This is a genomic window from Bradyrhizobium sp. CCBAU 25360, from assembly GCF_028128695.1.
GTDB lineage: Bacteria > Pseudomonadota > Alphaproteobacteria > Rhizobiales > Xanthobacteraceae > Bradyrhizobium > Bradyrhizobium ottawaense.
Genome location: NZ_LBJA01000043.1, coordinates 294,685 through 317,962 on the forward strand (window position 1 = coordinate 294,685; position 23,278 = coordinate 317,962).

The window sequence follows — 23,278 nt, forward strand, 5'->3', positions numbered from 1 at the left end:
ACTAACTTGAGCATGATCCTTTCGGAAAACCGCTTCACACTTTTCCGGATCATGCTCCTGAAGATCAGGCCGCGCGGACCGATTCCAGGAACTGCGCGACCTCGACCTTCAAGCGGGTGCTGTCGGTCGCCAGCGATTTCGCCGCCGAGAGCACTTCGCCCGAGGCCGAGCCGGTGTCGATCGCGCCGCGCTGCACGTCGGTGATGTTGGACGAGACTTCCTGCGTGCCGAGCGCGGCCTGCTGGACGTTGCGCGAAATCTCTTGCGTCGCGGCGCCCTGCTCCTCGACGGCGGCGGCGATGGCCGAGGACACCTCGGACAACCGCTCGATGGTGCCGCCGATCTCCTGGATGGCGCTGACGGATTCCTGTGTGGCCGACTGGATGCCGGAAACCTGCGCGCCGATCTCGCCGGTGGCCTTCGCGGTCTGCTCGGCCAACGCCTTGACCTCGGAGGCGACGACGGCAAAGCCGCGACCGGCTTCGCCTGCGCGCGCCGCTTCGATGGTCGCGTTGAGCGCCAGGAGGTTGGTCTGGCCGGCGATGGTGTTGATGAGCTCGACGACGTCGCCGATGCGGGAGGCCGCCTGCGACAGCGCGTTGACGCGATCGTTGGTCCGCGCCGCCTGCTCGACGGCTTCCGCGGCCATCCGTGCCGAATCCTGCACGCGGCGGCTGATCTCGGTGATCGAGGACGACAGCTCTTCCGAGGCGGACGCCACCGCCTGGACGTTGGTGGAGGCTTCCTCCGATGCTGCCGCAACGACGGTTGCGAGTTCCTGGCCGCGCTGCGCCGTGCCGCTCAACGTGGCCGCGGAGGCCTCGAGCTCGGTCGAGGCCGACGACACGGTCTCGACGACCTCGCCGATCATGGCCTCGAAATTGCGCGTGATGGCATCGACGCGGCGGCCGCGTTCTATTTTGGCCTCGGCGTCGCGAGCAGCCGCCTCATCGGCGGCCTTCTTGGCGATCAGTGCCTCCTTGAAGATCTGAAGCGCATCCGCCATCGAGCCGATCTCGGTCTTCTCGCCGCGATGCGGCACTTCGGCCGAGAGGTCTCCTTCGCCGAGCGACTGCATCGGACGAATGATCGAGGCGATGCCGCGAGAGACGTCGCGCACGAGATAATAGGCGGCGCCGATCGCGATCACGACCGAGAGCACGATGATGCCGACCAGGACGCGGAAGATCGTGGCGTAACTGTCGGCCGCCTGCTTGGTCTCCAGCTCGGCGCCCTGGTTATTGAGCTCGATGCCCTTCTGAAGCAGGGGATCGGCGGCCTGAGCCATCTTGGCGACCTTGGTCTGCAACATCTCGTTGGCGTCGGTCGGGAAGCGGCCGACGCTCTTGCGCGACAGCGCCATGGTCTCCTGCACGCCGTTCAGATATTCGCCCCACGCCTTGCTCCATTGCTCATAGAGCGCGCGCTCTTCGGCGGCCGTGATCAGCGGCTCGTAGACCTTGCGCGTCTTCTCGATGCGCTCACGCAACGAGCCGAGGCGCTTCTCGGCGGCTTCCTTGCCTTCGGCGGTGTCCTGCATCAGGTGCAGACGCAGCGCGACGCGCAGCTCGTTGATGTCGGCGCGCATTGAGCCGAGCGCACGCACGCTCGGCAGCCAGCTCTCCGCGATCTCGACGGTATGAGCATTGATGTTCTGCATGGTGCCGATCGCCGTCACGCCGACGCCGGCGAGTGACAGCACGAGGACCGATAACACGGCCAGAAGCTTGAAGACGATCGACAACTTCGACATCACACAAATCCCGATGATATCCTGGCAGCACGCACGTCACCCGCGCCGCAGGCGTCACGACGGACGACCGGGCGGAGGTCAGTTCAACAATGCTGGCTGGTTCTTATCCCGTAAGATTGCGCCCCATAATTGCAAGCAGGCGTTAACAGGAGCCTACGTAAAACTACGGGTCGGCCTCTTCGGACGCTATTTTCTCCGTCTCTTGTTACTGCACGGACACCTCGTGCTGCGACGCGAAACACGACGCGCCGCCACATTCACCGGGCGGCGGCCGCCTCAGGCCGCCCGCACCGATTCCAGGAAGCGCGCGACCTCGCTCTTGAGCCGGTTGCTCTCCTGCGACAGCGACTGCGCGGCCGAATGCACCTGCGCCGAGGCAGCCCCGGTCTCGCCGGAGCCGCGCTGGACGTCGGCGATGTTCGACGAAACCGCGGAAGTACCTTGCGCGGCGTGCTGGATGTTGCGGGAGATCTCCTGCGTGGCGGCGCCCTGTTCCTCCACCGCAGCAGCGATGGTCGACGAGATCTCCGACATCCGCGCGATGGTGTCGCCGATCTCCTTGATCGCGCCGACGGATTCGTCTGTCGCGGACTGGATCGCGCCGATGTGCTGACCGATTTCGCCGGTGGCTTTCGCGGTCTGCTCTGCAAGAGCCTTCACTTCGGTCGCGACCACCGCAAAGCCCTTGCCGGCTTCGCCCGCCCGCGCCGCCTCGATCGTCGCGTTGAGCGCCAGCAGGTTGGTCTGCGCGGCGATGGTGTTGATCAGTTCGACGACGTCGCCGATGCGGGAAGCGGCCTTGGTCAGCTCGGCGACGCGCGCATTGGTGCGCTGGGCCTGCCCGACGGCGACGTCGGCGACGCGCGCCGATTCCTGCACCTGGCGGCTGATCTCGGAGACTGAGGAGGTCAGCTCTTCACTTGCAGACGACACCGACTGCACGTTGGCGGACGCCTCCTCCGAAGCCGCTGCCACGGCGGTGGCGAGGCTGTTGCCGCGCTCGGCGGCGTGGGTCAGCGTATTCGACGACGCTTCGAGCTCGGTGGCCGCCGACGACACCGTCTCGATGATCTCGCCGACCGCGCCTTCGAACGTATCGGCGAGCCGTTGCATGTCGAATTTGCGCTGCTCGCGCCGACGCGCGTCCGCTTCGGCCTGCTCGGCGCGCAGCCGGTCGGCCTCGGCCATGTTGCTCCTGAACACCTCGACGGCACCAGCCATCTCACCGATCTCGTCCTTGCGGCCAACGCCGGGGATTGCGACTGACATGTCGCCCTTCGCCAAACCGGTCATCGCGCGAACCATGGCGATCAGCGCTGTCGAGATCGAGCGGCCGGTGAAGAAGGACACGCTCCCCACCAGCAGGATGGAGCATCCGAGTGCGACCCACATCCAGAGCTTGATCGAGGCCCGCATTGACTCTTCGGCGGCCCGCGCAGCGTCGTATTGCTGACTGACGGTCTTTTCGATCTCGTCGAGGACGGGCTCGATGGTGCGGAACTCCTTGGACATTGCCGAGCCGTGCGCGGTCAGATCCTGCGCGCCGGCTGCCCACGCCACGAAGTCGTCCTGGTATTTGGAGAGCTTCTTGCCGATATCGGCCTTGACGGCCGGCGGGATCGCCGAAGCCTCGACTTGCCCGGAGAATTCCGTCGCCGTCTTCTTCAGGGCGTCGAGATATTTCGGGTCGCGGCGCAACATGAAGTCTTTCTCGTGACGACGCATCGTCAGCATGCCGCTGGTGAGCCTGGGATCGTCGACCTCCTTGAGCTTGGTCTCGATGCCGTGCACCGCCGTGCGCAACGAGCCTGACAGCCCGAGGGTTTCGTTCAATCCAAGCCTGACCTCGGCCTGCTCGACGGCCGCGAATTCGCTCACGTATCTCTCGAATCCGGTGCGGACCAGTGACGCCTTTTCTCCGACCGCCGCGTACCCTGCCGCACGCGCCGCGCTGCCGAGGCGATCAAGATTTCGGGTAATGTCGGAAGCAAGTTCGGCGTGACGCTTCGCATAGGATTGATCGCGGCGGAGCTGGAAATCCTTCTCGGCCCGGCGCGCTTCGAGCAATTGCTGCGAGATCCGCTGGTTCAGATCGGACAGCCGGCGCGCGTCTTCAGCAGCGTCGCGGGACGTGTCCTGAGAGAGGCTGCCAATCTGGTAGATCGTGCCGAAGGCGACGAGCCCAATGAGGCCGAACAGTCCGATCGCCATGACCTTGTGAGTGAGGCGAATGGAAATGCCGCTCATGAAAGTGCTCCAACGATTGAGACGCAATACGCGAAAGGCGACTCAGCGCCCCAAATATTGCGGGCATCATGACTGCGCCGCTTTTCCGGAAGGTTAACCCTGCGCGCATCGGTCGCGGCGTCGAGATACGCGCGCGAGCAACCGCCACGCATTCACGCGTGATGGTTGCAAGCAGAACCTGCCGAAAGACGCCACCGTCAGGCCGCGCGCACGGTGCCGAGAAACTTGCCGACCTCGAGCTTGAGGCGGTTGCTGTCGCCGGACAGCGATTGCGCGGCCGCCAGCACCTGCGAGGACGCCGAGCCGGTCTCGCTCGCGCCGTGCTGCACGTCGGTGATGTTGGACGACACCTGATGGGTGCCCTCCGCCGCCTGCTGCACGTTGCGGGAAATCTCCTGCGTCGCCGCGCCCTGCTCTTCGACGGCAGCCGCGATGGTCGAGGAAATCTCCGACAGTTTCTCGATGGTGTCGCTGATGTCCCTGATGGCGCCGACCGAATGCTCGGTCGCGGTCTGGATGCTGGCGATCTGCTGGCCGATCTCGCCGGTCGCCTTCGCGGTCTGCTCGGCGAGCGCCTTGACCTCGGAGGCGACAACGGCAAAGCCGCGACCCGCCTCGCCGGCGCGCGCGGCCTCGATGGTCGCATTGAGCGCCAGGAGATTGGTCTGGCCGGCGATGGTGTTGATCAGCTCGACCACGTCGCCGATCCGCGCCGCCGCCTTCGACAATTCGCCGACGCGGTCGGTCGTGGTGCGGGCCTGGCTGACCGCTTCGCTTGCGACGCGCGCGGATTCCTGCACCTGGCGGCTGATCTCCGTGATCGACGACGACAGCTCCTCGGTCGCCGACGCCACCGACTGCACGTTGGTCGACGCCTCTTCGGAGGCGGCAGCAACCATGGTGGTGAGCTCCTGTCCGCGCGCCGCAGTCGACGTGAGCGTCGACGCAGACGCTTCCAGTTCAGTCGCGGCCGATGACACGGTGTCGACGATCTCGCCGATCGCCGCCTCGAAGCCATCGGCCAGCTTGGACATCTCGGCCTTGCGTTGCGCGGCTGCAGCCTGATCCTGCCTGATCTTGGCCTCGGCCTCCTCGCGGGCCTTCTGTTCGGACACGATCTTGAACTTCTCGACAGCCGCCGCGACACCACCGACCTCGTCCTTGCGGCCGAGACCGGGCAGCACCACGGAAAAGTCGCCGCCGGCGAGCTTGTCCATGGCCACCGTGAGCGCGCGGATCGGCCGTGCGATGGTCAGGAACGACATCAGCCAGGAGCAGAGGAGGACGAGCGCCGTGAAAACGCCAATGACCATTGCGATATGCTCGCTGGACGCCATCTCCCGCGCGGAGGCCGCAACCTCCTCTTCGCTTCTGTGCCTGGCGACGTCGGCAATCTGATTGGCTGCCTGGTCCATCTCGCCTGCGATCGGCAACGTGACCTCGCGGGCGAGACGCGTCCCCTCATCGACGAGCTTGGCGAGGCGAGCAGCGGCATCCTCGCCCATGAGAGCCAGGGCGGCACCGCGCACGGATGCGAGCTGCTGAGCTCCCTTGAGATAGTTCGCCGTGAGGACCTTGAGCTTTTCTATCCTCGCGCGGTTTTCCGGCACGTGCGAGAGCGTGAGCATTGCGTCGGCAACCTTCACCAAATGACCGGCGCGTTCGACCAGCGCGTCGCGCGCCTTCTGCAGTTCATCTGAATTATTGGCGAGGCGGATGTCGCGTGCGGCGAGCTGCATGGCGCGCGCCGCGAGCTTGGATTCGACTGCCTCGCGCGCCAGCTCCTGCTGCTCGGACGCCGTCTGGCTGGACCGGCGCACGTTGCCGTTTCCGATCACCTGACCCGCGATCATCGCGAGGACCAGGAGGATGCCGAGCGCCGATGAGATCGCCAGCTTGGTCCCAATCCGCAAATTCTGAACGAGGCTCAACATGGGCTTGCTTCCCCCCTAGGGAATGCGCGGCCGAGTCATTGCCAGCCGCCCTCGGCGTTGACCGCCCTTGTCCGAAAAGTATGCGTTCGCCATTCCAATTTGGTTAACGCGACCTCCGGGCAACTACTGAATCGGTAGGAAAATCCCTTGAATTTCAGCACGGTATGCGCGCTTAACAGGTTAATCACACGCAGTGATAGGAGCCCCGCTCTGCTGCGTTACGCTCTCGCCGACGAGGCTGATGCGAAAGACCGGCTTCTTGTCCTCGTCGAGCAGCTCCATGCACCACTCAGCGTTCGGCTTCAGGCCGCGCGCGATGCCGCCGAGCAGATTGGCGCAGACCTCGGTCATCTCGGTCCAGGCGGCAGTGCGATCCTCGAACTCGTACGGCTGGTCGGCGGCGCCGGAATAGCGACCGGTGCTGATGCGGAAAAAGTACAGCGACATCGTTGAACCCTTTTATCGGGCCGCGCCCCCCGGCCGTCCGCAAACTGGAGCGCGAACAGCTACCAACGCATGAAAGCCGCCGTCCGTATGACTACGGCGCGGCGGCTCGGCGTTCGATGGACGTCTTCAACGACAAAGTGCGCGGAACCGACCGCGCAGCCCTCTCACTGGGTGGAACGGCGCAGCTCCAGCGGGCCCTCGTTCCTGGCGGGCTCCGACTTGATCTCCGACTTCACCGGCTCGAGCCGGCTGCTCTCGACACGCGGCGTCTCGACGCGCGCGGCGACTTCGGTGTTGGTCGCACTGACGGAACCGGTGTGCTCTGTCCTGTGCAGCGAGCGCGGACGCGCCGCAGCGCGCGCCATCAGCATCTGGTTGCCACCCTGGTGATGGAAGTCGCAATAGGCGAAGCCCATCCCCGACACCGAGCCGCGGAAGCTGCGATCGTCGGTCTTTTCCAGGTTGAAACACGGCTCGAACGGAATGCCCTTGATCGAGGCGCAGACGTTCTGGCCACGGATCTGGAGCGTATTGCCGGGCAGGCGGAGATGCTTGACCGGGCCCGCGCCGGAGAACTGCACCGCGCCGGCGGCGCCGAGATCGTCCAGGATGCGGCCCGCGCCGCGGGTGCCGTCGAAACAGGTGAAGGCAAAGACCTTGCCCGCCACGAAGCGACGCGCCTCGTCGGCGTTCATGCTTCCGGCAAGGGCCGGCGCAAACGTTGCTGCCGCCGTGACAGCCCCCAACACAATACGCGCAAGCATGCTCAACTCCGAACCAACCCCCGCAGCGGGCGATGCCTTATCTCTTTACCCGCTGCTTACCATACCAACCATGGCGACATTGAAGCAGCTTGGTTGGTAAAGTCTGAACGCCGTTAGACAATTTTTACCACGATGCGACCGCGGACCTGGCCCGCCAGGATTTTCGCGCCCCACTCCGGCACCTCATCAAGAGGAATTTCGTGAGTGATTTCAGTTAGTTTGGTCCGATCCAGATCTGACGCCAGGCGCTGCCACGCGGCTTTCCGCGGCTCGATCGGGCACATCACGGAATCGATGCCGAGAAGGCACACCCCGCGCAAAATGAAAGGTGCGACAGACGACGGCAGGTCCAGGCCGGCGGCCAAGCCGCAGGCCGCGATCGCCCCGCCGTATTTCGTCATCGACAGCAGATTCGCCAGTGTGGTCGAGCCGACGCTGTCGACGCCACCCGCCCAGCGCTCCCTTGCGATCGGCTTGGCCGGCGCCGACAATTCGTTGCGGTCGATGATCTCGGCTGCTCCCAGCTGCTTCAGATAGTCAGCCTCCGAGGCGCGGCCGGTCGAAGCGATGACGTGGTAGCCGAGCTTGGAGAGCACGGCGATCGCGACCGAGCCGACGCCGCCGGCGGCGCCCGTCACCACCACAGGGCCGCTCTTCGGCGAGAGACCGTGCTTCTCCAGTGCCAGCACCGAGAGCATCGCAGTGAAGCCGGCGGTGCCGATCGCCATGGCATCGCGTGCCGACAGGCCTTGCGGCAAGGCCACCAGCCAGTCGCCCTTCACCCGCGCCTTCTCGGCATAGGCGCCGAGATGGGTCTCGCCCATGCCCCAGCCGGTGCAGACGACCTTGTCGCCGGCTTTCCATTGCGGATGCGAGGATTGCTCGACCGTGCCGGCGAAGTCGATGCCGGCGATCATCGGGAAACGGCGCACCACCGGCGCCTTGCCGGTGAGCGCGAGGCCGTCCTTGTAGTTCAGCGTCGACCATTCCACGCGGACGCTGACGTCGCCGTCCATCAGCTCGGCTTCATCGAACTGCGTCAGCGCGGCGGTGGTGCCCTTGTCCGCCTTGTCGATCCGGATCGCCTTAAATGTGGCCACGACTGAACTCCCTGACTTGTTTGTCGGGGATGTTTAGCCGATCACACAGGCTGCGCAACCGCCCGAACGACAGGTTTCTCCACGATCGGAAGATTGATCAGCGCGGAAAGCACGCCGAACAGGATCGAGAGCCACCAGATCGGCGTATAGGAACCGAAGCGCTCGAAGACGATGCCCCCGAGCCACACGCCGAGGAAGCCGCCGACCTGATGGCTGACGAAGGCAAAGCCATACAGCGTCGCAAGCCAGCGCGTGCCGAACATCAGCGCCACCAGCGCCGAGGTCGGGGGCACCGTGGACAGCCAGGTCAGGCCGGAGACCGCACCGAAAGCGATCGCCGAGAACGGCGTGATGGGGAACGAGATGAAGGCGAGGGTTGCGAGCGCACGCGTGAAGTAGATGGCCGAGAGGATGTAGCGCTTGGGCAGCGAGTTCTGGAGATAGCCGACGCTGAGCGAGCCGATGATGTTGAACAGGCCGATCGCCGCGATCACCCAGCCTCCGGTTTGCGTCGAGATGCCGCGATCGACCAGGAAGGCCGGCAGATGCACGGTGATGAAGGCGAGCTGGAATCCGCAGGTGAAGAAGCCGAGCACCAGCAGCACATAGGAGCGGTGACCGAAGGCTTCGGCGAGCGCCCTGGTGATGGTCTGCTCATCCGCCGGCGTCGCACTGGCCGCAGTTGCAGCCGGCGGCGTCGAGAGCGCCAGTGACAGCGGGATGATCAGCAACATCAGGAAGCCGAACACGGAGAGCGCCTGCTGCCAGCCGAAATTGTCGATCAACGCGACGCCGATCGGCGCGAACAGGAACTGGCCGAACGAGCCCGCCGCCGTGCCGGCGCCGAGCGCGAGGCCGCGCTTCTCGGCGGGCAGCAGCTTGGTGAACGCCGACAGCACCAGATTGAACGAGCAGCCGGCAAGACCAAAACCGACCATGACGCCGGCGCCGATGTTGAGCGACAGCGGCGTCGAGGAATAGCGCATCAGCAGGAGGCCGCCGGCATAGAGCAGCGCGCCGACGCACATCACCCGGAACAGCCCGAAGCGATCGGCGACCGCGCCGGCGATGGGCTGGCCCAGTCCCCACAGCAAGTTCTGAAAGGCGATGGCGAGGCCAAACACGTCGCGGCCCCAGGAGAATTCATGACTCATCGGCTGCACGAAGAAGCCGAGCGCCGAGCGCGGACCGAAGCCGAGCATGCCGATCGCACAGCCGCACAGAATGATGACGGCGGGGGTACGCCAGCTGGAGGAACGTGAGGCCGGAGCGAGTTCGCCCACTGATGTCGACATGGTATTCCCTGTCTGTCATTGGCGGACTCGCAAAGAGGCGCCGCGAACGCCTCATTTAATGCATTTGCATGAAAATCCCAAATCAAAAACGGTTGCATTCCACGAGGGGCTGCCGCGGGAGCATTGCGTTTCAATCTGGCCTCGCCCGACGCGTCGGACGACGATCTGACGAGATTGTGTGCGGCAGGACCTAGCCGTCCTCGGCAGAGCGTGCTATTTCCGATGTACTCATATTGAGCATATATGAGGTTCGATGAAACCCACTCCGGCCCCTCGGCCGGATTACTCAGGCCCTACATATACTCATATTGAGTATAAGTGACATGCGACGGAGGCTTTGATGCCGATCACTGCAATCTACGGTCCAGACGATTTTGCCAACCGGCCGCAGGGCCATCTCGCCTCCTCTCCCCGCTCCGCACCGGCGCCCACAGCGTGCGCGCTGCCGACGCCCTCGCTGGAATGGACGGCGGAGGTCGAACGCACCACCGCCCCGCTCTATGAGCGCGTGAAGCACGTCATCCCTCCGATCGAGTGGCCGTTGATGGCGCCGACGATCAAGGCGATCAATGAGCTGAAGCGCGCGCGGGGCGCGGTGATCCTCGCCCATAACTACCAGGCGCCGGAGATCTTCCACTGCGTCGCCGACATCGGCGGCGACTCGCTCCAGCTCGCGGTCGAAGCCACCAAGATGGAGGCCAATGTCATCGTCCAGTGCGGCGTGCACTTCATGGCGGAGACCTCGAAACTGCTCAACCCCGACAAGACGGTGCTGATCCCGGATTCGCGGGCCGGCTGCTCGCTGGCCGCCAGCATCACTGGCGCCGACGTGCGCCTGCTCCGCGAAAAGTTTCCGGGCGTGCCTGTCGTCGCCTACGTCAACACCTCCGCAGAGGTGAAGGCCGAGGTCGACATCTGCTGCACCTCGTCGAACGCGGTGCAGGTGGTCGAGAGCCTGAACGCGCCAAGCGTGATCTTCCTGCCCGATCGCTATCTCGCCACTTACGTGGCCTCGAAGACCGACGTGAAGATCATCGCCTGGAAGGGCGCCTGCGAGGTGCACGAGCGCTTCAAGGGCGAAGAGCTGCGCGCCTTTCGCGAGGCCGATCCGTCCGTGCAGATCATCGCGCATCCGGAGTGCCCGCCGGACGTGCTGGCGGAAGCCGACTTCACCGGCTCGACCGCGCACATGATCAATTGGGTGCGCGAAAAGCGGCCGCGGCGGCTGGTGATGATCACGGAATGCTCGATGGCCGACAATGTGCGCGCCGAGCTGCCCGACGTCGAGATGCTGCGCCCCTGCAATCTCTGCCCGCACATGAAGCGCATCACGCTCGCGAACATTTTGGACAGCCTGCTGACGCTCCGCGAGGAGGTGACGATCGATCCCGCCCTGGCGTTGCGTGCAAGGCGCTCGGTCGAGCGGATGATCAATCTGAAGAATTGAGGGCAACACACACCGCGTCACACACGACTGTCGTCCCGGACAAGCGCAGCGAAGCGGAGCGCAGATCCGGGACCCATAACCACAGGAAGATGTGGTTGCGAAGGAAGGCAACACGCAGTTTCGCGCAACAATTTCTGCTGCGGCGTATGGGTCCCCGCCTTCGCGGGGACGACAGTGGAGTGAAAGGAAAGAACTATGACAAACACCAGCCACAACCTCACCCGCACCGACGACATCGTCATCGTCGGCGGCGGCCTTGCCGGACTGTTCTGCGCCCTGAAGCTGGCGCCGCGGCCGGTGACCTTGATCTCGGCCGCGCCGCTCGGACAGGGCGCATCCTCCGCATGGGCGCAAGGCGGCATCGCCGCGGCGGTGGCCGAGGGCGACACGCCGGAAGCCCATGCCGCCGATACCATCGCGGTCGGCGACGGCCTCGTCGACGAGGTGGTCGCACTTGGGATCGCGCGCCAGGCCGCGCCGCGCATCCACGATCTCTTGAGCTATGGCGTCCCGTTCGATCGCGACCTCGAAGGCAGGCTCGCCGTGGGACGCGAAGCAGCGCATTCTGCGCGGCGCATCGTGCATGTGCGAGGCGATGGTGCCGGTGCCGCGATCATCGCAGCCTTGAGCGAAGCGGTGGGCCGCACGCCCTCGATCCGCCTGGTCGAGGGGTTCGTCGCCGAGGCGCTGCTGGTTGAGGATGGCACCGTCGCCGGTCTTCAATTGCGCGAGGCCGGCAACTTCCAGGCGAAGCCGTTCCTGCTCGCCTCGCGCGCGGTGGTGCTTGCCACCGGCGGCATCGGACATCTCTACGCCGTCACGACCAATCCAATGGAAGCCAGCGGCTCCGGCCTCGCCATCGCCGCGCGTGCCGGTGCCGTAATCGCCGATCCGGAATTCGTGCAGTTCCATCCAACCGCCATCATGGTCGGCCGCGATCCGGCACCGCTCGCCACCGAAGCGTTGCGCGGCGAAGGCGCGACGCTGGTCAATGGCGCCGGTGAACGCTTCATGGTTGCGCGCCACCCGCTCGCGGAGCTCGCGCCGCGCGACATCGTGGCCCGCGGCGTATTCGCCGAGATTGCGGCCGGGCGCGGGGCCTTCCTCGATGCGCGCCAGGCGCTGGGCGCGCGCTTTGCGGACAAATTTCCGACCGTGCATGCGAGCTGCATCGCCGCCGGCATCGATCCGGCCACGCAGATCATCCCGATTGCCCCGGCCGCGCACTATCACATGGGCGGCATCGCGGTGGACGGACGCGGCCGCAGCTCGATCGACGGACTCTGGGCCGGTGGCGAGGTATCGTCGACCGGCGCGCACGGCGCCAACCGGCTCGCCTCGAATTCGCTGCTGGAGGCGGTGGTCTACGCCGCGCGCATCGCCGACGACATCGCCGGCTGCTCGATCCCCGCGCCTGCCCGCCTCCCCGACGCACCGGTCGCGTCGCGCGGCGGCACGCCGGATGCTCTGGCCGGGAAGCGGCTGCGCGCGATGATGAGCGCGCATGTCGGCGTGATCCGCGAGAGCGACGGCCTCTCCGAGGCCGTGCACCACTTCGCTGCGCTCGAACGCGAGGCAACGAGCATCGCGCTGCGCAACATGGCGACGTCTGCCCTGCTCGTTGCCGCCTCGGCGTGGAGCCGCCGCGAGAGCCGCGGCGCGCATTTCCGCTCCGACCATCCGGCTGACGTCCCTGCGCAGGCGCAGCGAACGATGACGACGCTCACGGCGGCGCGCGAGATCGCGGAAAGCCTGAGCTCCCTGCCGCCCGTTGCGCAATCCATGATTGCCTGAAGGAGTTGTCCATGATTACCACCACCTCCCTGCTCTATCCCGACGCCTTCCTCTCGCCGCTTGCGATCGGCGAAGCCGTGCAGCGCGCGCTCGACGAGGACCTCGGCCGCGCCGGCGACATCACCTCGCTGGCGACAATCCCGGAAGCGACCAGGGCGCAAGCCATTCTGGTGGCGCGCCAGTCCGGCGTGATCGCCGGATTGCCGCTGGCACTCGCGACATTGCAAAAACTCTCCTCCGACATCGACGTGCGCGCGCATGTCCGTGATGCCGCACGCGTTGTCCGCGGACAGCAGGTGCTGACGATCTCGGGGCCTGCGCGCGCCATTCTCACAGCGGAGCGGACGGCGCTGAATTTCGTCGGCCGCCTGTCGGGCGTCGCGACGCTCACGGCCGACTATGTCGCCCGCACCGAAGGCACGAAGATGCGCATCTGCTGCACGCGCAAGACCACGCCGGGGCTGCGCGCACTGGAGAAATACGCCGTGCGCTGCGGCGGCGGCTTCAATCACCGCTTCGGCCTCGACGATGCGATCCTGATCAAGGACAACCACATCGCGGTCGCCGGCGGCATCTGTGCGGTGCTGGAGCGCGCCCGCGCCCATGCCGGCCATCTTGTCAAGATCGAGATCGAGGTCGATACGCTGGCGCAGTTGCGCGAGGTGCTCGATACCGGACTTGCCGACGCCGTGCTGCTCGACAACATGGACCTTGCGACATTGCGCGAGGCCGTGCGGATCAACGAGGGTCGTCTCCAGCTGGAGGCGTCCGGCGGCGTCACGCTGGACTCGATCGCGGCCATCGCGGCAACCGGCGTCGACTACGCTTCGGCGGGCGCGCTGACGCATTCGGCGCCGAACTTTGATTGCGCGCTGGATATTGAGATGTGAGATCACCGCTCTGAGCCCAGGGCTGGCTGCACCTCTCCCGCTTGCGGGGGAGGTCGGCGCGAAGCGCCGGGTGGGGGCTCTCTCCACACGGGGGGTCTCGCCTGCGGAAACACCCCCTCCCCAGCCCTCCCCCGCAAGCGGGAGAGGGAGCATACCTTCACTGCGGCAACGATTGATTGCCTCAGCGCCGCTCGCTCACGCCCATCTCGGCAGAGCTCTTGGCTTCCTGCGCGAGCTCGGCTGACAGCGCGGCGGTCTGGGCCGGGGTGCCCCAACTCGGTTCCTCGCTTCCGTCGCCCCAGGCGCGCGGGCGATAGAAGGTGTGCACGCCGGTCTTGTACATCTTCTTCATCTCGGCGACCCAGGACGGGCGCACCCAGTAGGCGTGATAATGCGTGGACTTGCCCACCTCGGGCAACCAGATCTGGCCGTCGAGCATCGCCTTCGCGATCTTCTTGGCGCGCTCCCACATCTCGGGCTCGCGGATCACGTCGGCGTTGTTGTCGCAGGCGAAGGTGAACTGGCAGGCGAGATGGCGGTGCTTGTTCTGATAGACCGCTCCGCACACGGTGTCGGGATATTTGCCCGAGAACACGCGGTTCATCACCACCTGCGCCACAGCCATCTGGCCGCGAACGGCCTCGCCGCGCGACTCGAAATAGACGGCTTCCGCAAGGCACTTCTCGGACTTCGCGCGCGACTTGTCGTCAAGCGCGAGACGCTCCGCCGGCGATCTGGCGCGCTGGTTGTCGGCGTTGACCTCACCCTTCGGCGCGACGCTCTCGCCGCTCTCGATATCCTTGGCGATGTCCACCGTCGGCGGCGATAGCGAGGCCGTCACCTTCATGTCGGGATCGGGCATCACGATCAGCGGCTCGGCGCCGGGCTGCCAGCTCTCGATGCTTTCGAGATTGCCGCCGAGCGAGGAACTGCCGAAGAACAGGTTGGAGGTCTTGACGCTGAAGGGATCCCGCACCGGCGTCGTCGGCGCAGTGGTCCGCTTAAGCGCCTCGAGCGGCTGCACCGCGAACGCGCGCGCGGCGTCGCTGGCCCGCGGTGGATTGGAATATTGCGGCAGCGGCGGCGCGCGGAGCGCTTCCTGGAGTTCGGGATCGAGGGCGGCCGCGGATTCCGGCGACATCGCCTGCGGCAGCGCCGCGGTCTTGGCGCCGAACACCGAGCTGTTCGACGTCGCGGGATCCTGCTGCGGCGGTGCCGCAGCGGGCGCGGCCGCCTCGGGAGCCTCGGTCGGCGCAACGGTCGCGAGGCGATCACCCTTCATGGAGCGATCGACCTTGGGAAAGTCGGAAGCCTGGTAGCGCGGCGCAGCCTGCAGCGCCGGATTGCGGCTGATCGCGCCGGTGACGTCGCGGCCATCGAGGCTCGCCAGGCGAACCATCGCGCTTTGCGGAACCGAGGTGCCGATGGGGCGGGAAAAACTGTAGGTGGCGAGCTGGATCGAGGACGCCGCGGAGAACACCTGCTTCTGCCAACGCTCGGCGACGCCGGGTTGGCGCGCCAGCAGAGAGGCAATATCCTGATAGCCGGTCTCTCTCGGCATCAATGCGAAGATGCAGAGACCGATGCCGAAGGACGCGAACCGCGCGCCCTTCGGATGGTTACGCAACACAGACATCGATACGCTCACGCTACGCTTACGCCAGAAAAATCGAAACGCAGTACATCCGTGCAATTCGATCTTTATCGTAAGTATCCAATTTAGGTTGCCGGGGCGTTAATCGGCGTTGCGCGTGCGGCACACTCAAGCGATTGCAGGTGTTTTCACGGGGTGATCGCGCACGGTGGTAAACCCGTCCTCACGCGAAGCGGTAAACAACCGGTCAACGCGAATGGTGAAGGAACTCTTGCTGGCGCGTATCATTACGGGACGCGTGTGTGGTTCCTTGTTGTCCGAACTTCCGCCTCGTCATTGGAGGAGCTGTTGCGACGAAGCAATCCGGGCTGCCGCCGTGGAGAGATTCTGGATTGCTTCGCTGCGCTCGCAATGATGGGTTGGCGAGAGCATCGAGAAAACGAAAAGAGGCGGGGTTTTGGCCCCGCCTCTTTCATCCAGCATTCTAGTTCTGCTTACGCCTGGCTGGCGATCGCCTTGCCGAGTGCGGCTTGCGCCGCTGCGAGACGGGCGATCGGCACGCGGTAGGGCGAGCAGGAGACGTAGTCGAGGCCGATGTTGTGGCAGAAGGCGACGGAAGCGGGATCGCCGCCGTGCTCGCCGCAGATGCCGACCTTGAGCTTCGGGCGGGTCTTGCGGCCGCGCGCGACGCCGATCTTGACGAGCTCGCCAACGCCTTCCTGGTCCAGCGCGACGAAGGGATCGACCGACAGGATGCCCTTCGCCACGTAGGGACCGAGGAAGCTCGCCGCGTCGTCGCGGCTGATGCCGTAGGTGGTCTGCGTGAGGTCGTTGGTGCCGAACGAGAAGAACTCCGCCGACTCTGCGATCTCGGCCGCGAGCAGACAGGCGCGCGGCAGCTCGATCATGGTGCCGACCTGATAGGTCAGCTTGGTGTTGGTGTCGCGCATCACCGCCTGCGCGGTCGCATCGATCCGCGCCTTGACGAGGTCGAGCTCCATCTTGGTCGCGATCAGCGGCACCATCACCTCGAGGCCGACGGCCTTGCCGGTGCGCTTCTCGGCTTCGACCGCCGCCTCGAAGATCGCACGCGCCTGCATCTCGGCGATCTCCGGATAGGCGATCGCGATGCGGCAGCCGCGGAAGCCGAGCATCGGATTGAACTCCGAGAGCTCGCGCGCGCGGTCAGCCAGGCGCCGCGGGTCGGTATTCATGGCGCGTGCCACTTCCTCGACCTCGGCGTGGGTATGCGGCAGGAACTCGTGCAGCGGCGGGTCGAGCAGACGGATCGTGACGGGCAGGCCCTTCATGATCTCGAACAGCTCGACGAAGTCGGCGCGCTGCATCGGCAGCAGTTTTGCGAGCGCCGCGCGGCGGGACTGCTCGTCCTCGGAGAGGATCATCTCGCGAACCGTGCGGATGCGGGTCTCTTCGAAGAACATGTGCTCGGTGCGGCACAGGCCGATGCCTTCGGCGCCGAACTTGATCGCGGTGCGCGCGTCGTCGGGCGTGTCGCCGTTGACGCGGACGCCGATCTTGCGGACCTGGTCGGCCCAGGCCATCAGCGTGCCGAACTCGCCGGACAGCTCCGGCTCGATCATCGGCATGCGGCCGGCGAGCACCTGGCCGAGCGAGCCGTCGATGGTGATGACGTCGCCGGTCTTGAAGGTGCGCGAACCGATGCTCATGGTGCCGCGGCCGTAATCGACACGGATGGTGCCGCAGCCGGAGACGCAGGGCTTGCCCATGCCGCGCGCGACCACCGCCGCGTGCGAGGTCATGCCGCCGCGCGTGGTCAAAATGCCTTCGGCGGCGTGCATGCCGTGGATGTCTTCCGGGCTGGTCTCGATGCGGACCAGAATGACCTTGCGCCCGTCGGCCTGAAGCTTGGCGGCCTCGTCCGAGGAGAACACGATCTCGCCGGAGGCAGCACCCGGGGATGCCGGCAGGCCGGTCGCAATCACGTCGCGCTTGGCGTTGGGATCGATGGTCGGATGCAGCAGCTGATCGAGCGAAGCCGGATCGATCCGCGTCACCGCTTCCTTCTTCGAGATCAGGCCTTCATTGGCGAGCTCGACCGCGATGCGCAGCGCCGCCTTGGCGGTGCGCTTGCCGCCGCGGGTCTGCAGCATCCACAGCTTGCCGCGCTCGACGGTGAACTCCATGTCCTGCATGTCGCGGTAGTGCTTCTCGAGCTGCGTGTAGATCCGCGTCAGCTCCTTGAAGGCCTCCGGCATCGCCGCTTCCATCGACGCCTTGTCGGAGCCCGATTCCTGGCGCGCCTCCTCGGTGATGTCCTGCGGCGTGCGGATGCCCGCCACCACGTCCTCGCCTTGCGCGTTGATCAGGAACTCGCCGTAGAGCTTGCTCTCGCCGGTCGAGGGGTTGCGGGTGAAGGCAACGCCGGTCGCCGACGTCTCGCCCATGTTGCCGAACACCATGGCCTGCACGTTGACCGCGGTGCCCCAGGATTCCGGAATGTCGTGCAGCTTGCGGTAGGTCACCGCGCGCGCATTCATCCAGGATGAGAACACCGCGCCGATCGCGCCCCAGAGCTGGTCGTGCGGGTCCTGCGGGAAGTCCTTGCCGGTCTCGCGCGCGACGGCGTCCTTGTACTTGCCGACCAGCTCGACCCAGTCCTCGGCGGTGAGGTCGGTGTCGAGGGTATAGCCCTGGCCGTCCTTGAAGGTGTCGAGGATTTCCTCGAAGTGATGATGCTCGAAGCCGAGCACCACGTCCGAATACATGGTGATGAAGCGGCGATAGCTGTCGTAGGCGAAGCGGCGGTCACCCGACAATTCCGACAGCGCTTCCACGGTCTGATCGTTGAGGCCGAGGTTGAGCACGGTGTCCATCATGCCCGGCATCGAGGCGCGCGCGCCGGAGCGCACGGAGACGAGCAGCGGGTTCTTGGCATCGCCGAAGATCTTGCCGGTCAACTTGCCGACATAGTCGAGCGCCTTCTCAACCTGCGACTGCAACTCCTTCGGATAGGATTTGTCGTGGGCGTAGAAATAGGTGCAGACCGAGGTCGGGAGGGTGAAGCCCGGAGGCACCGGCAGCCCGAGATTGGCCATCTCGGCAAGGTTCGCGCCCTTGCCGCCGAGCAGGTCGCGCATCTCCGTGCGGCCCTCGGCCTTGCCGTCACCGAACGTGTAGACCCATTTGCCGGCCTTGCCCGCGGCCGGCGCGGCCTTGGCTGATACAGCCTTCTTCGGCGCAGGCTTCGCAGCGACCTTCGGCAGAGCCGCCTTGGTCACAGCCTTCGCAGCCGGCTTGGCAGCAGCCTTTGCGGCAGTTTTGGCGACCGGCTTTGCGGCAGCTTTGGCGACCGGCTTGGGCGCGCTCTTGGCAAGCGTCTTGCGGGCTGCCGGCGCGGCTTTCGCCTTGGCGGAAGACTTTGATTTCGCTGGAGTTTTATTGGGCTTCGAGGCGGCTTTGGCCATAGCTTGCACACAACCTGCGAGAGGAATGGGAATTCGCGGGCCTTACACCATTTTGGGCGGGCCCGCGCAAGTCGGACAGTTCCGGAAAATGAACCCCTAGAGGCGGAGCCATTTCAGGAGCCCAAGCCCGATCGCACCGTTCACAATAAGGAAGATCGCGACGATCAGGTTGAGAAGTCGCGGCATGATCAGGATGAGCACGCCCGCAATCAACGACAGGATCGGCGAAATGTGGGCGACGGTGATGTGCATGAATTTTCTTTCTGTGGAGGGGGGCGAATCGCGGGCGGATTATAGGCCTCCCGGTTCCGCGAGTAGAGACGCGCAAGACGTGATGCGAGTTCCGGCACCCACGAAAACTGCCTGAAATTGCCGCGAATGCGGCGGGCCTTTTCCCGGAACATTGCGAAGGGTGCATGCATTGGCCAACCGGTCGCGCCATTGGCGCGTCCGAAAATAAAATTCACGTCGAAGGAGTTGTCCATGCGGAACAGGATTCTCGCTCTTGTAGCGCTCGCGGCCGCGATCGGCTCGCCCCTTGCGGCGCAGGCGCAAAGCGGTGTCACCGTCGGACGCGCGCCCGCCGTGGTCGACAGCGGCCCAACCATCGCAGTCGAACAGCGGCCGGCCTTCCGCGAGTACGTCGTCGAGCAGCGTGTGCCCGCCTTCAGCATTCCCGATCGCATCATCGTCGGCACGACATTACCCGAGGCAGGCGTCACCTATTATGACGTGCCGCAACGCTTCGGCGCCACCACCTACCGCTACACCGTCGTGAACGGCGAAACCGTTTTGGTCGAGCCGCGCTCGCGCCGCATCGTCGAGGTGCTGGACTAGCACGGATCGACTGTTGGCACTGATCGACTAGATGTCCGGCGCGTCACTTCAATCAGGCTGGCGCGAGCAGTGTAATCGGACATCAGGCCCCGCCCGGTCTTCCCCCCGCCGGGCGGGGCTTTTTGCGCTGTCATTCCGGGGCGCGCCACTTGGCGCGAGCCCGGAATCCATACTCACGATGGTGGTTATGGATTCCGGGCTCGTGCTTCGCACGCCCCGGAATGACAGCGGTATTTGCCCCGCGAGCGCGACCTCAATCCTGGATCTTCGAGAAATCCGCCACCGCACGCGTGGCGCTGCGGATCTCGTTCAGCAGCTTGAGGCGGTTCTCGCGCACCTTCGCATCGTCGTCGTTGACGCGGACCTTGTCGAAGAACGCATCGACCGGCGGACGCAACTTGGCCATCGCGCTCATCGCGGCCGCGAAGTCTTCCCTGACGACGGCGGCGCTGGCTTCCGCCTGCACTTCGCCTATCGCCTTTGCCAGCGCCTTTTCCTCGGCCAGGCTGTAAAGCGCAACGTCGGGCGCGCCTTCGAAGCTGCGCTTGTCCTTCTTCTCCTCGATGCCAAGGATATTGCTGGCACGCTTGATGCCAGCCAGCAGGTTCTTACCGTCGTCGCTCTCGAGAAACTTTCCGAGCGCCTCGACGCGGCGGACGATCATCAGCAGGTCGTCCTGGCCGCCGAGCGCAAACACGGCATCGACGAGATCGTGCCGCGCGCCCTGCTCACGGAGCTGTACTTTCAGGCGATCAGCGAAGAAGGCGAGGAGGTCGCTCGGCAGCTTCTGCGCATCGGCCGGCTTCACCGACAAACCGGTGAGCGCAGATGTCGCCACCTTCATGAGCGACAGACGCAGCGCGTTCTCGGCGATCAACCTGATCACGCCCAGCGCCGCGCGACGCAGCGCATAGGGGTCCTTGCTGCCTGTCGGCTTCTCGTCGATGGCCCAGAACCCGACCAAGGTATCGATCTTGTCTGCAAGCGCGACCGCAACGCTGACCGGATCGGTCGGCACGCGATCAGTCGGTCCTTGCGGCTTATAGTGCTCCTCGCAGGCGGCGGCGACGGACGCGTCCTCGCCCTGGGCCAGCGCATAGTACTTGCCCATCAGGCCCTGCACTTCGGGGAATTCGCCGACGACCTCGGTGAGCAAATCCGCCTTCGCCAGATGCGCCGCGCGCGTCGCCTTCGCGACATCGGCTCCGACCAGTGCCGCAATCTCGGCTGCGAGCCGCTCGATGCGCTTGATCCGCGCTGCCTGCGTGCCGAGCTTCTCGTGGAACACGATCTGCTCGAACTTCGGCAGCCGATCTTCGAGTTTCGTCTTCAGGTCTGTCTCGTAGAAGAACTTCGCATCCGACAGGCGGGGACGGATCACGCGTTCGTTGCCTGATACGATGACCTTGCCGCCATCGGACGCCTCGATATTGGCGGTGAGGACGAACTTGTTGGTCAGCTTCCCGGTCTTGGGATCCTTGACCACAAAGCACTTCTGGTTGTTGCGGATGGTGGCGCGGATCACCTCGTCCGGAATCGCGAGATATTCCGCTTCGAACGATCCCATCATGACGACGGGCCATTCGACGAGGCCCGAGACCTCGTCCAGCAGCACCTGATCTTCGACCAGTTCGAAGCCTTGTGCGAAGGTCAGCTCCTTGGCGTCGGCGAAGATGATGTCCTTGCGCGCCTGCGGATCGAGGATGACCTTGGCGGCCTTCAACTTCGCTTCGTAATCTTCAAAACGGCGCACGGAAATCGCGTCCGGCGCCATGAAGCGATGACCGTAGGTGGTCTGGCCGGTCGCGATGCCGTCGACCTCGAACTTCACGACATCAGGCTCTTCGGTCTCGAGCCCGAAGGTCGCGGTGATCGCGTGCAGCGGACGCACCCAATTAAGCGAGCCCGGCTTGCCCGAGCGCGCGCCCCAGCGCATCGATTTCGGCCAGGGGAAGGTGCGGATGATGACCGGCAGGATTTCCGCGAGCACGTCGATCGCGTCGCGGCCAGGCTTCTCGATCAATCCGATGTAGAAATCACCCTTGGGGTCGCGCTGGATTTTTGCTTCATCCAGCGACTTCAATCCCGTCGCCTTCAGGAAGCCCTGCACAGCCGCGTCGGGCGCGCCGACTTTGGGCCCGCGGCGTTCGGTCTTGAGGTCAGGCTGGCGCGCCGGGATGCCGTGCACGGTCAGCGCGAGGCGGCGCGGCGTCGCGAACGCCTTCGCGCCCTCGTAAACCAGGCCTTCGGCGACGAGCTTGTCGGTGACCATGCGGCGCAGATCGTCGGCCGCCTTCGCCTGCATGCGCGCGGGGATTTCTTCGGAGAACAGTTCAAGCAAAAGATCGGGCATCAGGCCGCTCCGCCCGCTTCAGTATGGATCCAGGCCTCGCCGCAGGCCTTGGCCAGCTCACGCACGCGAAGAATGTAGCTCTGCCGCTCGGTCACGGAGATCACGCCGCGCGCGTCCAGGAGGTTGAAGACGTGACTGGCCTTGATGCACTGGTCATAGGCGGGCAGCGCCATCAGATGCGCCTCGCGCTTGCCGTCCTTCCAGCCGGCGTCGAGATATTTCCGGCAGGCTGACTCCGCCATCTTGAACTGCTCGAACAGCATCGCGGTGTCGGCGACTTCAAAATTGTGCTTCGAATATTCGCGCTCGGCCTGCAGGAAGACGTCGCCATAGGTGACTTTGGCATCGCCGTCGCGGCCGTTGAAGTTCAGGTCGTAGACGCGGTCGACGCCCTGCACATACATCGCGAGGCGCTCGAGCCCGTAGGTGAGCTCGCCCGCGACCGGCGCGCATTCGAAGCCGGCGACCTGCTGGAAGTAAGTGAACTGGCTGACTTCCATGCCGTCGCACCAGCACTCCCAGCCGAGGCCCCAGGCGCCCAGCGTCGGGCTCTCCCAATCGTCCTCGACGAAGCGGATGTCGTGCACGGCGGAATCGATGCCGATCGCGGCCAGCGACTTCAAGTACAGCTCCTGAAGGTTCGGCGGCGACGGCTTCATGATCACCTGGAACTGGTAATAGTGCTGCATCCGGTTCGGGTTCTCGCCATAGCGGCCGTCCTTGGGCCGGCGCGAGGGCTGCACATAGGCCGCGTTCCAGGGCTTCGGCCCGAGCGCGCGCAACGTGGTCGCCGGATGGAAGGTACCCGCGCCCATCTCCATGTCGTAGGGCTGCAGGATCACGCAGCCCTGCTCGGCCCAGAACCGCTGGAGCGCGAGGATGAAGCCCTGGAACGAGCGTTCCGGGCGCATATGGGCGGGCAATGAGGCGTCCATCGTCAGATCAGGCTCTCGCGGGGGGTTTTGAATCGCGCGGGACCGTATCGACGGCGGGAGTGGGAATCAAGGCAAAGGGGCGGATTCGGGCTTAACGGCCGCCGTAGAGTGACGGTGCCGTAGGGTGGGCAAAGCGAAGCGTGCCCCCCATCGTCGCCACGATTGCCGAAGGGAATGGTGGGCACGGCGCAAGAGCGCCTTTGCCCACCCTAGGGCACCTTACATGGGGCGCGCCTAACCCGGCCGATACGCTCCGGTCACGGGGTCACGTTTCAGGGTCTGGATGTTCCCCATATGGGCGGCCTCGGCGACGCGCGAGAGGCGCATCTCCTCCAGCTCCCGGTTGATCCTGACAGCAGTCTTGTAGGCCCAGCGGACCACGGCAAGCCCACCCAGGACGCCCGCGAAAGCGACGAACGGCGGCATCGGTCGATCCTCGTTG

The 23,278-nt window shown here is 65.3% G+C and carries 17 protein-coding genes; 4 read left to right on the top strand and 13 right to left on the bottom strand.

Annotation, left to right across the window (positions count from 1 at the left end; translation table 11 throughout):
• Nucleotides 1–64: 64 nt before the first annotated feature.
• The 7 genes from XH81_RS28425 to XH81_RS28455 all read right to left on the bottom strand — a co-directional run bounded on the left by XH81_RS28425 (nucleotide 65) and on the right by XH81_RS28455 (nucleotide 9,540).
• Nucleotides 65–1,753 (bottom strand): methyl-accepting chemotaxis protein, encoded by a 1,689-nt coding sequence (locus XH81_RS28425; RefSeq protein WP_028141641.1) that lies wholly within the window; start codon nucleotides 1,751–1,753, stop codon nucleotides 65–67.
• 276 nt (nucleotides 1,754–2,029) lie between these two features.
• A complete protein-coding gene (locus tag XH81_RS28430; RefSeq protein ID WP_028141642.1) occupies nucleotides 2,030–4,000 on the bottom strand; it encodes a methyl-accepting chemotaxis protein in 1,971 nt (656 codons plus the stop codon).
• A gap of 197 nt (nucleotides 4,001–4,197) precedes the next feature.
• A complete protein-coding gene (locus XH81_RS28435) occupies nucleotides 4,198–5,934 on the bottom strand; it encodes a methyl-accepting chemotaxis protein (RefSeq protein ID WP_271596444.1) in 1,737 nt (578 codons plus the stop codon).
• A gap of 180 nt (nucleotides 5,935–6,114) precedes the next feature.
• Nucleotides 6,115–6,381, bottom strand: coding sequence for a DUF6894 family protein (locus XH81_RS28440; RefSeq protein WP_028141644.1), 267 nt, complete (start codon nucleotides 6,379–6,381; stop codon nucleotides 6,115–6,117).
• A gap of 164 nt (nucleotides 6,382–6,545) precedes the next feature.
• Nucleotides 6,546–7,145 (bottom strand): hypothetical protein, encoded by a 600-nt coding sequence (locus XH81_RS28445; RefSeq protein WP_028141645.1) that lies wholly within the window; start codon nucleotides 7,143–7,145, stop codon nucleotides 6,546–6,548.
• A 113-nt stretch (nucleotides 7,146–7,258) separates the two neighbouring features.
• A complete protein-coding gene (acuI, locus tag XH81_RS28450; protein WP_028141646.1) occupies nucleotides 7,259–8,245 on the bottom strand; it encodes an acrylyl-CoA reductase (NADPH) in 987 nt (328 codons plus the stop codon).
• Nucleotides 8,246–8,286: 41 nt separating this feature from the next.
• On the bottom strand, nucleotides 8,287–9,540 hold the full coding sequence (locus tag XH81_RS28455; RefSeq protein ID WP_028141647.1) for an MFS transporter: 1,254 nt from the start codon (nucleotides 9,538–9,540) through the stop codon (nucleotides 8,287–8,289).
• 340 nt (nucleotides 9,541–9,880) lie between these two features.
• On the opposite strand from XH81_RS28455, the gene nadA reads away from it, so the two are divergent.
• The 3 genes from nadA to nadC all read left to right on the top strand — a co-directional run bounded on the left by nadA (nucleotide 9,881) and on the right by nadC (nucleotide 13,671).
• Nucleotides 9,881–10,987, top strand: a complete 1,107-nt coding sequence (gene nadA, locus XH81_RS28460) for a quinolinate synthase NadA (protein WP_271596445.1) — start codon at nucleotides 9,881–9,883, stop codon at nucleotides 10,985–10,987.
• A 195-nt stretch (nucleotides 10,988–11,182) separates the two neighbouring features.
• The gene (locus XH81_RS28465) at nucleotides 11,183–12,781 is read left to right on the top strand and encodes an L-aspartate oxidase (protein WP_028141649.1); all 1,599 of its coding nucleotides are present in this window, start codon (nucleotides 11,183–11,185) and stop codon (nucleotides 12,779–12,781) included.
• A gap of 11 nt (nucleotides 12,782–12,792) precedes the next feature.
• Nucleotides 12,793–13,671, top strand: a complete 879-nt coding sequence (gene nadC, locus XH81_RS28470; RefSeq protein ID WP_028141650.1) for a carboxylating nicotinate-nucleotide diphosphorylase — start codon at nucleotides 12,793–12,795, stop codon at nucleotides 13,669–13,671.
• A gap of 181 nt (nucleotides 13,672–13,852) precedes the next feature.
• Here the strand turns inward: nadC and XH81_RS28475 are convergent, their stop codons facing one another.
• From XH81_RS28475 to XH81_RS28485, 3 genes are all read right to left on the bottom strand, one after another.
• Nucleotides 13,853–15,307: a cell wall hydrolase gene (locus XH81_RS28475; RefSeq protein ID WP_028141651.1), complete on the bottom strand. Its 1,455-nt coding sequence runs from the start codon at nucleotides 15,305–15,307 to the stop codon at nucleotides 13,853–13,855.
• 452 nt (nucleotides 15,308–15,759) lie between these two features.
• Nucleotides 15,760–18,711, bottom strand: a complete 2,952-nt coding sequence (gene ppdK / locus XH81_RS28480; protein WP_028141652.1) for a pyruvate, phosphate dikinase — start codon at nucleotides 18,709–18,711, stop codon at nucleotides 15,760–15,762.
• A gap of 96 nt (nucleotides 18,712–18,807) precedes the next feature.
• Nucleotides 18,808–18,963 (bottom strand): DUF3096 domain-containing protein, encoded by a 156-nt coding sequence (locus XH81_RS28485; protein WP_080670142.1) that lies wholly within the window; start codon nucleotides 18,961–18,963, stop codon nucleotides 18,808–18,810.
• 231 nt (nucleotides 18,964–19,194) lie between these two features.
• Here XH81_RS28485 and XH81_RS28490 point away from each other — a divergent pair, with 231 nt between their 5' ends.
• Nucleotides 19,195–19,548, top strand: coding sequence for a DUF1236 domain-containing protein (locus tag XH81_RS28490; RefSeq protein WP_028141653.1), 354 nt, complete (start codon nucleotides 19,195–19,197; stop codon nucleotides 19,546–19,548).
• 253 nt (nucleotides 19,549–19,801) lie between these two features.
• On the opposite strand, the gene glyS is transcribed toward XH81_RS28490, so the two are convergent.
• From glyS to XH81_RS28505, 3 genes are all read right to left on the bottom strand, one after another.
• Nucleotides 19,802–21,901 (bottom strand): glycine--tRNA ligase subunit beta, encoded by a 2,100-nt coding sequence (gene glyS, locus XH81_RS28495; protein ID WP_028141654.1) that lies wholly within the window; start codon nucleotides 21,899–21,901, stop codon nucleotides 19,802–19,804.
• Nucleotides 21,901–22,836, bottom strand: a complete 936-nt coding sequence (locus XH81_RS28500; protein ID WP_028141655.1) for a glycine--tRNA ligase subunit alpha — start codon at nucleotides 22,834–22,836, stop codon at nucleotides 21,901–21,903. Before XH81_RS28500 ends, glyS begins: the two co-directional genes overlap by 1 nt.
• 234 nt (nucleotides 22,837–23,070) lie before the next feature.
• The gene (locus XH81_RS28505) at nucleotides 23,071–23,262 is read right to left on the bottom strand and encodes a hypothetical protein (RefSeq protein ID WP_028141656.1); all 192 of its coding nucleotides are present in this window, start codon (nucleotides 23,260–23,262) and stop codon (nucleotides 23,071–23,073) included.
• Between the last annotated feature and the right edge of the window lie 16 nt (nucleotides 23,263–23,278).